Source organism: Bradyrhizobium sp. CCGUVB4N, assembly GCF_024199945.1.
Taxonomy (GTDB): domain Bacteria; phylum Pseudomonadota; class Alphaproteobacteria; order Rhizobiales; family Xanthobacteraceae; genus Bradyrhizobium.
Genome location: NZ_JANADP010000001.1, coordinates 2,707,842 through 2,719,934, shown reverse-complemented (window position 1 = coordinate 2,719,934; position 12,093 = coordinate 2,707,842). Strand labels below are relative to the sequence as shown.

At 65.1% G+C, this 12,093-nt stretch carries 13 protein-coding genes and 1 tRNA gene; 10 read left to right on the top strand and 4 right to left on the bottom strand.

Translation table 11 applies throughout. The annotated features are described in order from the left end of the window. Window positions 1-39: 39 nt before the first annotated feature. Both NLM31_RS12235 and NLM31_RS12230 read right to left on the bottom strand, forming a co-directional pair. Window positions 40-660 (bottom strand): TetR/AcrR family transcriptional regulator, encoded by a 621-nt coding sequence (locus tag NLM31_RS12235; RefSeq protein WP_254192358.1) that lies wholly within the window; start codon window positions 658-660, stop codon window positions 40-42. 181 nt (window positions 661-841) lie between these two features. Next, the gene (locus tag NLM31_RS12230; protein WP_254192357.1) at window positions 842-1,828 is read right to left on the bottom strand and encodes an N-carbamoyl-D-amino-acid hydrolase; all 987 of its coding nucleotides are present in this window, start codon (window positions 1,826-1,828) and stop codon (window positions 842-844) included. Between the two features lie 251 nt (window positions 1,829-2,079). Between NLM31_RS12230 and NLM31_RS12225 the strand changes: the two genes are divergently transcribed. From NLM31_RS12225 to NLM31_RS12210, 4 genes are all read left to right on the top strand, one after another. Further along, complete coding sequence (locus tag NLM31_RS12225; protein ID WP_254129514.1) at window positions 2,080-2,304, top strand: hypothetical protein; 225 nt, start codon at window positions 2,080-2,082, stop codon at window positions 2,302-2,304. Between the two features lie 181 nt (window positions 2,305-2,485). After that, window positions 2,486-3,490 carry a GlxA family transcriptional regulator gene (locus NLM31_RS12220; RefSeq protein ID WP_254192356.1) on the top strand — a complete coding sequence of 335 codons (1,005 nt, stop codon included), beginning with the start codon at window positions 2,486-2,488 and terminating at the stop codon, window positions 3,488-3,490. Window positions 3,491-3,634: 144 nt separating this feature from the next. Further along, window positions 3,635-4,282 (top strand): helix-turn-helix transcriptional regulator, encoded by a 648-nt coding sequence (locus tag NLM31_RS12215; RefSeq protein ID WP_254192355.1) that lies wholly within the window; start codon window positions 3,635-3,637, stop codon window positions 4,280-4,282. A gap of 257 nt (window positions 4,283-4,539) precedes the next feature. Next, on the top strand, window positions 4,540-4,866 hold the full coding sequence (locus NLM31_RS12210) for a hypothetical protein (RefSeq protein WP_254129511.1): 327 nt from the start codon (window positions 4,540-4,542) through the stop codon (window positions 4,864-4,866). Window positions 4,867-5,379: 513 nt separating this feature from the next. Here NLM31_RS12210 and NLM31_RS12205 read toward each other — a convergent pair. Further along, the gene (locus tag NLM31_RS12205) at window positions 5,380-5,679 is read right to left on the bottom strand and encodes a hypothetical protein (RefSeq protein ID WP_254192354.1); all 300 of its coding nucleotides are present in this window, start codon (window positions 5,677-5,679) and stop codon (window positions 5,380-5,382) included. A gap of 252 nt (window positions 5,680-5,931) precedes the next feature. Further along, window positions 5,932-6,008: transfer RNA gene (locus NLM31_RS12200), tRNA-Pro, on the bottom strand. Between the two features lie 68 nt (window positions 6,009-6,076). Here NLM31_RS12200 and NLM31_RS12195 point away from each other — a divergent pair. The 6 genes from NLM31_RS12195 to NLM31_RS12170 all read left to right on the top strand — a co-directional run bounded on the left by NLM31_RS12195 (window position 6,077) and on the right by NLM31_RS12170 (window position 12,023). Further along, window positions 6,077-7,066, top strand: coding sequence for an L-threonylcarbamoyladenylate synthase (locus NLM31_RS12195; protein WP_254192353.1), 990 nt, complete (start codon window positions 6,077-6,079; stop codon window positions 7,064-7,066). Window positions 7,067-7,084: 18 nt separating this feature from the next. After that, a complete protein-coding gene (locus tag NLM31_RS12190; RefSeq protein ID WP_254192352.1) occupies window positions 7,085-8,512 on the top strand; it encodes an FAD-binding oxidoreductase in 1,428 nt (475 codons plus the stop codon). Next, complete coding sequence (locus tag NLM31_RS12185; RefSeq protein WP_254192351.1) at window positions 8,509-8,946, top strand: GNAT family acetyltransferase; 438 nt, start codon at window positions 8,509-8,511, stop codon at window positions 8,944-8,946. The genes NLM31_RS12190 and NLM31_RS12185 overlap by 4 nt, the downstream gene beginning before the upstream one ends. A 20-nt stretch (window positions 8,947-8,966) precedes the next feature. Continuing rightward, entirely contained in the window at window positions 8,967-9,548 is a 582-nt protein-coding gene (locus NLM31_RS12180; RefSeq protein WP_254192350.1) for an NUDIX domain-containing protein, read from the top strand. Between the two features lie 314 nt (window positions 9,549-9,862). Continuing rightward, on the top strand, window positions 9,863-10,792 hold the full coding sequence (locus NLM31_RS12175) for a glycine/sarcosine/betaine reductase selenoprotein B family protein (protein ID WP_254192349.1): 930 nt from the start codon (window positions 9,863-9,865) through the stop codon (window positions 10,790-10,792). 37 nt (window positions 10,793-10,829) lie between these two features. Continuing rightward, on the top strand, window positions 10,830-12,023 hold the full coding sequence (locus NLM31_RS12170) for a CaiB/BaiF CoA-transferase family protein (RefSeq protein ID WP_254192348.1): 1,194 nt from the start codon (window positions 10,830-10,832) through the stop codon (window positions 12,021-12,023). Window positions 12,024-12,093: the final 70 nt, after the last annotated feature.

Sequence of the window (12,093 nt, the reverse complement as noted above, 5' to 3'; positions counted from 1 at the left end):
CAGATATAGGAAACGATCATTTCCTAATTTGACAAAACTTCAGGCAAGCAGCTTCATCGCGACGCCGAGCAGGCGCTCGTCGTCGAGCGGCAGGCGCACCTTGCCGACGACGCGCAGGCCCTGCGTCATGCAGATCATCAGCCGCGCGGTGTCATCGGCCTCGACATGGTCCGGAATGGAGCCGTCGGCCTGCCCTTCGCGAATGAGGCCGGCGATGAAATTCTCGTTGGTCTTGAGCTGCGCCGTGACACGCGCGCGCATCGCCGGATCGACCGCCGACAGCTCGACCGCACTGCCGACCACGATGCAGCCGCGGCGGCCCTCGCTGCCCTGGGAGTGCTCGACATAGGACGACAGCACGTTGCGTACCCGCTCGCGGCCGTTCGCACCCCGCGCCGCCGCGGCTCGCGTCTGCTCCCGGCGCACCGACACATAGCGCTCGAAGGCAGCGACGAACACGGCATGCTTGTCGCGAAATGCCTTGTAGACGCTGCCGGTGGCAAGCCGCATCGCCGCGGTCAGCTCTCCGATCGAGGTGGCATGATAACCACGCTCGCAAAACACCCGGATCGCGCCGTCCAGCGCGGTGTCCATGTCGAACTCGCGGGGACGGCCGGGTGGATTGGGGGCAGGCTCGGCTTTGCGGGCGATCTTTTGCATTGCATCATATTAGGGAATGATTGTTTCCGAATAAAGACACAGGGTTGTGATTGGAGGCCGAGACCAGCGGCCACAACCCCGGTGTCGTCCTGGCGAAAGCCAGGACCTATACCGCGAAGTCTATCGATTTGAGGAGATATCGGTCTCGCCCAACCACTCTTCGCCAAACCCCTCCCTGGGGTTATGGGTCTCGGCCTTCGCCGGGACGACGACTGAGGGTGTGTACAGCCGTCCCGTCCGCCATGGTCGCCACGCCCTTCCGCTCGACGATCATCCCATAGGCCTGCGGCTGGCGATGAACATCGAAATTGAAGATCGTGCGCTTGTAGGAATTGCAGAGATCGAGATCGCAGCGGGCGATCGCGAGCTCGTCGCCCTTGGTCGTGCATCGCGCGACGATCTCGCCGGAGGGCGCGATGATGCAGCTGCCGCCGATATGGTCGACGCCCTCTTCCACGCCGGCCTTGGCGACACCGACCACGAAGGTGCCGTTCTGGTAGGCGCCCGACTGCATCACCAGATGATTGTGGAACAGCGAGAGATCGTCATGCTCGGGCGCGGGCGGATTGTGCACCGGCGTGTTGTAGCCGATCATCACCATCTCGACGCCCTGCAGGCCCATGACCCGATAGGTCTCGCTCCAGCGGCGGTCGTTGCAGATCGCCATCCCCATCACGCCGCCGAATGCGTCGACCACGCCGAAGCCGCTTCCCGGCTCGAAATAGCGCTTCTCCAGATGCTGAAACTTGCGCCAGGGCTCGTGCTCGGCGTGGCCGGGCAGATGGACCTTGCGGTATTTCGCGACGATCGCGCCGCTTTTGTCGACGAGGATCGACGTGTTGTAGCGGTGAACGAGTCCAGCCTCGACCGTCAACTCGGCATAGCCGAGGCAAAATCCGATGCCGCTCGCGCGCGCGAGATCGAACAGGGCTTGCGTCTCCGCTCCCGGCATCTCGCGCTCGAAAAAATTGTCGATCGCGGCCTGGTCCTCGAAGTACCAGCGCGGAAAGAAGGTGGTGAGCGCGAGCTCGGGATAGACGATCAGATCGCAGCCATTGGCCTTGGCCTGGCGCATCAACGCCATCAGGCGCGCCACCACCTCACGCCTCGTCTCGCTCCTCGCGATCGGGCCCAATTGGCCGGCCGCCACAGTCACACATCTCGCCACGAATCGTCCCTCGTTCGTTTCCCGGATCGACCGGGTCCATCATCGTGCCCGCGCAAACGACGGTCGCGCCTATGCAGATTCCACGCCTGTTGGAGCCGTTGCCTAAGGATGAGCCAGTGCGCTCAGGTATTCCAGGAACTTTCGTTGCCAATCTGCAACGGTTCCCCGCGATCTAACACCGGACAAAAGAAACGCCCAATGCGGCCACGAACCCTGCTCACAACGCCGTGAGACAATTCAGGGGAACGACGATGCGTGCACAGCGCGTTTGGAACGTGAATGGAGCCGCCAGCATCGGGCAGCTTCAGTCCAGATTGGACGATTTGAACAAGCGACTGAACCAGCTCGAAAACCAGCATCCCGAGAGCTGGAGGGTCGAAGAGCTGAAATCGAGCGCGCTCAGCCTGTCGCGGGAGATCGACGACATCCGCTGCGCCGAGGCAACCGCGGCCTTGCGGGAACTGCTGCGAAAATAAGATAGCAGGCGGCGCAACGGATTCGTGATCCGCCGCCCGCCCGGCTTTGTGCACAATCCAGCCACATCTTGGACGTTCATTACGGGCCTGCACGTCTCGGGAGCGAGCGCGCGCTCGTCCTCGCGATGGCGGGACACCGGCCTCAAGATCGTGACCGCACATCGCAGAAATTGACCGCGCCATGAGCACGCCCGCTTCGGCCAGCCCTGAACGCCACATCGTCGTTCTCGTCTATCCGAACATCATGGCAATGGACGTCTGCGGCCCGATGGAAGCCTTCGGCATGGCGAATGCGCTGGCCGGGCGCGGCCTGTACCGTCTGTCGGTCACCGCCGTAAGCACCGATCCGATCTCGACGTCAGTGGGATTCTCCATCGTTCCCAACTCCGCGCTCGCCGATCTCGACGGCCCGATCGACACGCTTCTGGTCGCAGGCGGATATGGCCACGTCGCGGCGCTAAGCGACCCCGCGCTGGTCGGCTGGTTGCGCGAAGCAGCCCCCAAAGCGCGACGACACGGCTCGATCTGCACCGGCGCGTTTCCACTCGCGGCGTCCGGCCTTCTCGACGGCAAGCGCGCGACCACGCATTGGGCCCTTGCCCCGTCTTTCGCGCAGAATTTTCCGGCGACGACACTCGAGATCGACCGCATCTTCGTGCGCGATGGCCAGACCTACACGTCGGCCGGCATCACGGCCGGGATCGATCTCGCGCTTGCCTTGATCGAGGAAGATCATGGGCGCACCTTTGCCCTGCGCGTGGCCCGCAGCCTTGTGGTGTTCCTGAAGCGCCCGGGGGGACAATCGCAGTTCTCGACACATCTCCAGGCGCAATTCAGCGCGGTTCCCGCCCTCCGCAAGGCGCAGGAATGGGCACTCGCGCACCTTGCCGATGACCTCAGCGCAGAAGCGCTCGCGGCCCATGTCGGGATGAGCGAGCGGAATTTTCGCCGGTTGTTCGTCGACGAGCTTCGCGAGACCCCGCGCGAATATGTCGAACGGATCCGGCTCGACGAAGCGCGGCGTCAGATCGAGGACACCGATCTTCCCGCCCAGACTGTCGCAAAACGGTGCGGATTCGGCACCGTGCATAGCCTGCGGCGCGCCTTCGTCCGTCAGCTTGGCGTGACCCCGCAATGGTATCGCGCACAGTTTCAGAAGAACGAAGCGGCGCGCGACGGCACCTGAACTTCAGGTTGCACTTTTTGGCCGGATTTACTCCATCTTTGGCCAGGACTGCACACGCGGTGCGGTGGCCGGCGCCGGCGTTTCGTTGTTTAATCGCGACATTGCCCCGCCGCACGTCGCGGCGTCGAAAGGAGCGCATGCGAGATGCGCACCAGTGAAATTGTAAATCTTTTTCCGGATACCGATTTTCACGCTGTACCGGCGGTTCTGGACCATCTTGCGGCCGGCGTGGCCCTGCTCGATCGCAGGCTCCACGTTCAGTTCGCCAACAAGGCCTTCCGTGCCATGACCAATGACGGCGCGCTGGCGTTGCGCGGCCGGACGCTGTCGAGCGCATGGCCGGCCTCGGCACGGCAATTCGATCGCATGACCCGCTCGGCGCTATCGGGCGCGCCGGGCGGCACGATGGCCATTCCCCATCCAGGTGACGGGCGGCTCATCACCATTCTCGTGGCGCCGGCGCAGGGCCGCGCGCGCGACGGCCTTGCGGGCCTCGGCGATCACGACAGCGCTGCGATCATCTTCATGCTCGATCCCGCCCGGCCACCGGCGCTGCCGCCGCAATGGATCATGGACGCCTACAAGCTGACCAAGGCGGAGGCGCAGGTTGCGCTGCAGGCCTCGCTCGGCCACTCGGTGTCGACCATCGGCATCCGGCTCGAGATCTCGCCGAACACGGTCAAGACCCATCTGCGGCGGGTGTTCGCCAAGACCGGCGTCCGCGGCCAGGCGGAGCTGGTGGGCCTGCTCTCGGCGCTGCGGTCGGTGCGCGGGGACGAGAGCGGGGCTTGAGAGGCCGCATCGATCCGATCGCCGCGGACGATTCGGCCGGCATCCAAGGAACCAACGCGCAGCCCCGCCATTTCCATGGAGAGAGCATGGAGCACAATCATGACCAGGCACCTGACGCGAGCCGATCTCGCGCGCGGTGTGGCCGGCGCGGTTTCCACGCTGGTCCTGTGCGCGACGATGGCCTTCACCATCGCGCACCACTTCGCGTTGTGAAGAACTTGGCGTTGTGAAGAATTTGGCACTGTGAGGAAATTCGCATGATGTCCGCCCCCGAGGAGTCGGTGAGACTGCAAGGTTTTGGCGAGATGACGTTGCGCACGGCGATCGCGACGGTGATGCTGCTTGCGCCGCGCGAGCGCGCCGAGGCCGCGATCTTCCGCGTACGTGACGGCGTGCGTCTGGCCGCGAGCGAGATCGCCGAGCTGGCGTCGGAATGGGGCATCGCGCCCGCGGCCGAGATCAGATCGCCAAGACTCGTCCCCGACCCGCGCTGGTCAGACATCGTGCGCGGCATGGTGCGAGAGGCCCCGCTGCCGTCGCTGATGGTGGCGTTTTTGCTGGGCGTGCTGGTGACGCGCAGGTGATCGCGCGCGCTCGCGACGACACACTCGCGTGACTGGAGCGCCATTTATCCGCGAAAACCAGACGCGGCCGTTGTTGCTCGCGAAATCGCGATCTTCCTGCAGGGAACGCCCGAACGCAGCAGGGATTGGCTCGCTGTCGAAACCTGACATGGAGACAACCATGACACGCATGAAACTACTGAGCGCGGCCGCACTGATGATTTTGCCGCTCGCTACTGCAAGCCCCAGCCTTGGAGCCGGACGCGGTCCCGGCGGGTGCACCCCCGCGAGCGGCGACGCTGTCGGCGCCGCCGGTCCGGCCATGAGCGGCGGTCAGTTGATGGCCGGCGTCGGTCAATGCCGACCCATCGGTAGTTGGCATCAAGCCAACACCTACGGCTATTGGGGGCCCGGTTACGGATACGACCAGCCCGGCTGGCGCGCACCGGCTTACACACCCCACGAGTACTGAGGCCAGCACCGAAGACTACAAAGGCGCGGTCGATCTCGACCGCGCCGTTTGCGTTGGAGATCCTACGCGCGACGACAGCTACCACGCTCTCTCAGTCTCTCGATCCATTCACCGCTGAGACCATCGAGTGCATCGTCGATCCGCCAGTCGGGTGACGTCTCGACCAGATAAAGCAGTGACCAAGCGAGCCCAAAGCAGTCATCAGGGCCAAAGAGCCGGACCAAAGCCCTTGCCTCATCCTTGGTAACGGGCGTTTGCACACCGGCAAGCAAAGCTTCCAACTCCCGCAGCACTGGCGCCTTGGCCAAACTTGAACTCGGGAATGGACCGAGCTGAACAAGGCGCTGAATCGCTGGCTGCATCACCGTGTACTCCGGCGCATTTCCGATCAGCCCATGTCCGCGAGACAGTCGAGCGAAGCCGCTAGGCCTCTGACCTAGCCCGCGAGGCCGGACCGTCAATGCCGGCGAGCGACAAGCCATGCCACGCGCTCAAGCCGCCCTGCGAGGGTCAAATCGGCCGTGGACCCGCCCTCAAAATCGTTGCAAAAAGGAACCCCGAGGCGCTGGCGGCCGGTCCGCCAAGCCTCTGGAAAACGTCAACTTTTGGAAGAATGGTCGGAGTGGCAGGATTCGAACCTGCGACCCCTGCGTCCCGAACGCAGTGCTCTACCGGGCTGAGCCACACTCCGACAAGAGGCCGGCTTATAGCGTCGGGTTTGGCGCACCGCAAGCGGCCGAGATGAGGAATTTTGTCCCTGTGAAAACGGGTCTTGAAACACAGGTTTTGCCGGCCGGCGCGGCCGGCGCGGAAGCTGCCGCCCGGACGCTGGCCGCCGGCGGCCTGGTCGCGTTTCCGACCGAGACCGTCTACGGGCTCGGCGCCGACGCCGCCAATGCCGCGGCGGTGGCCCATATCTACAGCGCCAAGGGGCGGCCGGCCTTCAACCCGCTGATCGCACACGTCGCGGACCTCGCGGCCGCACGGCGGATCGGGCGGTTCGATGCGCGCGCCCTGAAGCTCGCTGAAGCGTTCTGGCCGGGACCGCTGACGCTGGTGGTGCCGAAGACGGACGATTGCCCGGTCGCCGATCTCGCCACGGCGGGCCTCGACACCGTCGCGATCCGCATTCCCGCCCATCCCGTGGCGGAGGCGATCCTGCGCGCCTTCGGCGGGGCGGTGGTGGCGCCGTCGGCAAACATCTCCGGCCACGTCTCGCCGACGCAGGCCGCGCATGTCGAGAGCGACCTTGCGGGGCGGATCGACCTGATCGTGGACGGCGGGCCGGTCGCGGTCGGCGTCGAATCGACCATTGTCGGCTGCTTCGAGGCGCCGATGCTGCTGCGGCCCGGCGGGCTGTCGCGCGAACGGATCGAAGCCGTGCTCGGCTTAGCCCTGGCGCGGCCGCCGGTCGAGGCCGAGAGCGACGACAGCCAGCCGCTGGCGCCGGGCATGATGGCCTCGCATTACGCGCCGCGCGCCAATGTGCGGCTCAACGCGCGCGACGTTGCGCCGGGTGAAGCGCTGCTGGCGTTCGGGCCTGCGCGCCTGCCCGGCCTGGAGGCCGCAGCCGCTGTCATGAATTTGTCGCCCGCGGCTGATCTCGATGAAGCCGCCGCCAATCTGTTCGGCTATCTTCGCAGCCTCGATGCGAAGACGCCGACCGCGATTGCCGTGATGGCGATTCCCGAGGAAGGCCTGGGCGAAGCGATCAACGACCGGCTGCGCCGGGCCGCCGTGGCGAGATAAGAGCGAAGAGACGAGACAATGAACATCAATCAATCCGCCACCCCTCCACTCGCGCCCGAGCTGATCGACCAATTCCGCAAGATCGTCGGCGACAAGCACGCGATCACCGATGCGACCGATATCCAGGCTTACGTCACCGAGGAGCGCAATCTGTTCCACGGCCGATCGCCGCTGGTGCTGCGCCCGGGTTCGACGGCCGAGGTCTCCGCGATCTGCAAGCTCGCCTCCGCGCACAAAATCGCGCTGGTGCCGCAGGGCGGCAACACCGGGCTCGTCGGCGGCCAGACGCCGCACAATGGCGAGGTCGTGGTGTCGCTGCGGCGGCTGGACAAGATCCGCGAGGTCGACACCGCGTCGAACACCATGACCTGCGAGGCCGGTGTGGTGTTGCAGATCGCGCAGCAGAAGGCCTCCGACGTCGACCGGCTGTTTCCGCTTTCCCTGGGCGCTGAAGGCAGCTGCACCATCGGCGGCAATCTCTCGACCAATGCCGGCGGCACCGCCGCGCTTGCCTATGGCGTGGCGCGCGAGATGGCGCTGGGGCTGGAAGTGGTGCTCGCCGACGGACGCGTGCTCAACGTGCTGTCGAAGCTGAAGAAGGACAACACCGGCTATAATCTGCACAACCTCTTCATCGGCGCGGAAGGCACGCTCGGCATCATCACCGCGGCGACGTTAAAGCTGTTTCCGAAGCCGCGGGCGGTCGAGACCGCCTATGTCGGGCTGAAATCGCCGGCGGCGGCGCTCAAACTGCTGACGATCGCGCAGGGCGAGGCTGCCAATGCGCTGACGAGTTTTGAGCTGCTCTCGGAGATGGCGGTGGACTTCTCGATCCGCCACGGCATCGACGTGCGCGATCCCCTTGCCGAGAAGCATCCCTGGTACGTGTTGATGGAATTGTCTTCGCCCGGGGACGACGCCCGCACGCCGCTGGAGACGATCCTGACCCGCGCCATGGAGGAGGAAATCGTCGACGATGCCGTGATCGCGGCCAACCTCACCCAGCGCAATGGCTTCTGGAAGCTGCGCGAGGAGATGTCGTCCGCACAGAAGCCCGAGGGCGGCTCGATCAAGCACGACATCTCCGTGCCGATCGCCGCCGTGCCTGAATTCATCGCGGAAGCCAACGCCGCCGTGGTGAAACTGATCCCCGGCGCGCGGCCGGTGCCGTTCGGCCATCTCGGCGACGGCAATCTGCACTACAATGTCAGCCAGCCGATCGGCGCCGACACGGCGGATTATCTGGCGCGCTGGCACGAGATGAACGCTGTCGTGTTCGAGATCGTGCTGCGCATGGGCGGCTCGATCTCGGCCGAACACGGCATCGGCGTGCTGAAGCGCGACGAGCTGCCTGACGTCAAGGACAAGACCGCGATCGAGCTGATGCGCGCGATCAAGGCGATGCTCGATCCGTACGGAATCATGAACCCGGGGAAGGTGCTGTGAGTGCTCTTGCGGTCGACGCGATTGGGGATGCCGACGTCGAGAACGTCGTTGCGCTGTGGCAGCGCTGCGGCCTGACGCGGCCATGGAACGATCCGCATGCCGATATCGCGCTGGCGCGGCGGCGCGAGAATTCGACGGTGCTGATCGGCCGCGATGGTGGCGCGATCGTGGCGACCGTCATGGTCGGGCATGACGGTCATCGCGGCTGGGTCTATTACGTTGCGGTCGACCCTGATATCCGCAAGCGCGGTTATGGCCGCGCCATCATGGCAGCAGCCGAGGACTGGCTGCGCGCCGCCGGCATCGCAAAACTGCAACTGCTCGTGCGCCGCGAGAATGCGCAGGCCAATGCGTTCTACCAGTCGCTCGGCTTCGAGGAATCGACCTCGGTGATGTTCCAGAAGTGGCTCGACGACCGCGAGCAGCCCCGTTAGCTCTCACCCGGAAGACAGCAATGACCATTTCCGACCGCGTCCGCATCAAGGACGTCCGTGTGCTCTCGGACGGCTGGACCACGCTAAAAAGCACGACATTCGACTACCGCCGCGGCAACGGCGAATGGCAGACGCAGAAACGCGAAATCTATGAGCGCGACAACGCCGCCGCCGTGTTGCCCTATAATCGCGCCGGGCGCAGCGTGATCCTGGTGCGCCAATTCCGCCTGCCGGCCTTCACCCGCGGCTACGACGATTTGCTGATCGAGGCCGCCGCCGGCGTGCTTGATAACGCCGAGCCCGAGGCGCGCATCCGTGCCGAGGCCGAGGAAGAGACCGGCTATCGCCTGCACGACGTCCACAAGGTGTTCGAGGCGTTCATGAGCCCTGGCGCCGTGACCGAAAAAATCCATTTCTTCGTCGCCGAATATGAGCCGGAGATGCGCGTCAGCGCCGGCGGCGGCCTCGAACATGAGGGCGAGGATATCGAGGTGCTGGAGCTCGGCATCGACGAGGCCTTGGCGATGATCGCCGACGGCCGCATCATCGACGCCAAGGCGATCATGCTGCTGCAATACGCGGCGCTGCACATTTTCAGGTGAGCTTACTTACCCTCCCCTGGAGGGGGCCGAGACGAGCGTAGCTCGCTCGAGGGTCGGCTCACATTGAGCGCAGCGAAATGTGAGACGGGGTGGGGTGACGGTCTCTCCTCATCCAACAGTGCCCGTGTGGAGAGATCACCCCACCCCGCTCGCGCTGCGCGCGATCGACCCTCCCCCTCCAGGGGAGGGTAAGTGGCACCGCTCGCGCGGCACTATCCTCATCTGCAATTCTGGCCTGCGTCACCCGCGCCCCCGTTGAGCAACCCAAAAACTATCTCTAGTCTGGCCCCAACCAAGAACCAGGAGACGCGTCCATGTCCGCTCCGCGCGACGACGAATTCGGCTTTGCGCCCGACTATGACTCCCCCGTCCCCTATATGCAGCGCACGCGGGATTATTACGCGGCGATCGGCTACACCACGGCATATCGCTGGGCGCATTACACCGAGGCGCCGTTCCAGCCGTTGAAAAAGCCGCTTGCGCAATCGCGCGTCACCATCATCACGACGGCGGCGCCCTATGATCCGTCCAAGGGCGATCAGGGGCCGGGCGCGGCGTATAACGGCAGCGCGAAATTCTACCAGGTCTATGACGGTGACACCTCGAAAGCGCATGATTTGCGCATCTCGCACATCGGCTACGACCGCAAGCACACCACAGCGACCGACAACGGCACCTGGTTTCCGCTGCCGCAGCTGTTGAAGGCACAGGCGGCAGGACGCATCGGCGAGGTCGCGCCCCGCTTCTTCGGTGCGCCGACCAATCGCAGCCATCGCGTCACGCTGGACACCGACGCCCCGGAGATTCTGGCGCGCTGTATCGCCGACAAGGTCGACGTCGCCGTGCTGGTGCCGAACTGCCCGGTCTGCCACCAGACCACCGCGCTGGTGGCGCGGCATCTCGAGGCCAACGGCATTCCGACCGTGATCATGGGCTGCGCCAAGGACATCATCGAGCACGCCGCCGTGCCGCGCTTTTTGTTCTCGGACTTCCCGCTCGGCAATTCCGCCGGCAAGCCGCATGACGTCGCCTCGCAGGCGCAGACGCTGGAGCTGGCGTTGAAGCTGCTGGAGACCGCGAGCGGCCCGCAGACCACGATGCAGTCGCCACTGCGCTGGAGCGAGGACCCCTCCTGGAAGCTCGACTACAACAATGTCGCACAGCTCTCGCCGGAAGAGCTGGCACGCCGCCGCGCCGAATTCGACAAGCAGAAGGAGATCGCGCGCGGCAATCGCGCCGCCTGACGTCCTCCGACAGAATAAACAACAAGGGGAGAGCGACGTGACGCGACCGTTCGAGGGCGTGAAGATCTTGGACTTCACCCAGGTGCTGGCCGGCCCCTATGCGAGCTACCAGCTTGCGCTGCTGGGCGCCGACGTCATCAAGGTCGAGCGGCGCGAGGGCGAGGACATGCGCCGCACGCCGCTCTCGCGCGAATGGGCCGAGCGCGGGCTGGCTCCCGCCTTCCAGGCCATCAACGGCAACAAGCGCAGCCTGACGCTCGATCTGCAGAAGCCCGACGCCATTGCGATCGTGAAGAAGCTCGCGGCGCAAGTCGACGTGGTGATGGAAAACTTCCGGCCGGGCGTGATGGACAAGCTCGGCATCGGCTACGAGGCGCTCTCGGCGATCAATCCAAAGCTGATCTATTGCGCGGTGTCCGGCTTCGGCCAGACCGGCCCGGATCGGTTACGGCCCGGCTATGACGGCAAGATGCAGGCGCTGTCGGGCATCATGGCGATATCCGGACATCCCGAGACGGGCCCGACGCGCGCGGGCTTTGCGGTGTGCGACGTACTCTCGGGCGCGACGGCCGCGTTCGGCGTGTCGAGCGCGCTCTACCAGCGCGACCGCACCGGCAAGGGACAGTTCATCGACGTCTCCATGCTGGAGGCGACGATGGCATTTCTCTCCGGCCAGATCGCGGATTGGTCGGTCGCCGGCCATCACCAGCAGCTTTCGGGCAATCAGGCCGTGAGCCGCCGGACCACCGCGAACCTGTTCAAATGCGGCGACGGTCACATCCTGCTCGCCGTCAACAACGAAAAACAATACCGCGCGCTGATGTCCACGCTTGGCCGCGAGGATACGCTGAATGACCCACGCTTCGCCGACTGGTTTTCGCGCAACGAGAACGAGCCCGCACTGCGCGCCATCATCGAACAGGCGCTGGCGGCAAAGCCTGCGCGCGAATGGGAGACACTCCTGGAAGACGCCGGTGCGCCCTGCGCCAGCATCTGGAAGGTCGAGGAGGTGATCGACCATCCGCAGATCAAGGCGCGCGGCGCGATCCAGGAGCTGGACACACCCTATGGCCGCCTGCGCTTTGCCGGCAGCGGATTCAAGCTCGCGCATGGTGGTGGCAAGCTCGATCGGATGGCGCCGGAATTGGGTGCGGATACGGATGCGGTGCTGGGCGAGCTGGGGTTTGATGCGGCGGAGATTGCGGCGTTGAGGGCAAGGGAGGTTGTTTGAAACTCCGCTGCCGTGGGGTGGGCAAAGCGAAGCGTGCCCACCACTGCGCGTTGAAGGGAGAGATCGTGGG

Coding starts and splice junctions, on each gene's coding strand:
- NLM31_RS12235 (WP_254192358.1), bottom strand. CDS start 660: ATGCAAAAGATCGCCCGCAAAGCCGAGCCTGCCCCCAATCCACCCGGC.
- NLM31_RS12225 (WP_254129514.1), top strand. CDS start 2,080: ATGCGTGCACAGCGCGTTTGGAACGTGAATGGAGCCGCCAGCATCGGG.
- NLM31_RS12220 (WP_254192356.1), top strand. CDS start 2,486: ATGAGCACGCCCGCTTCGGCCAGCCCTGAACGCCACATCGTCGTTCTC.
- NLM31_RS12215 (WP_254192355.1), top strand. CDS start 3,635: ATGCGCACCAGTGAAATTGTAAATCTTTTTCCGGATACCGATTTTCAC.
- NLM31_RS12210 (WP_254129511.1), top strand. CDS start 4,540: ATGATGTCCGCCCCCGAGGAGTCGGTGAGACTGCAAGGTTTTGGCGAG.
- NLM31_RS12205 (WP_254192354.1), bottom strand. CDS start 5,679: ATGCAGCCAGCGATTCAGCGCCTTGTTCAGCTCGGTCCATTCCCGAGT.
- NLM31_RS12190 (WP_254192352.1), top strand. CDS start 7,085: ATGAACATCAATCAATCCGCCACCCCTCCACTCGCGCCCGAGCTGATC.
- NLM31_RS12180 (WP_254192350.1), top strand. CDS start 8,967: ATGACCATTTCCGACCGCGTCCGCATCAAGGACGTCCGTGTGCTCTCG.
- NLM31_RS12175 (WP_254192349.1), top strand. CDS start 9,863: ATGTCCGCTCCGCGCGACGACGAATTCGGCTTTGCGCCCGACTATGAC.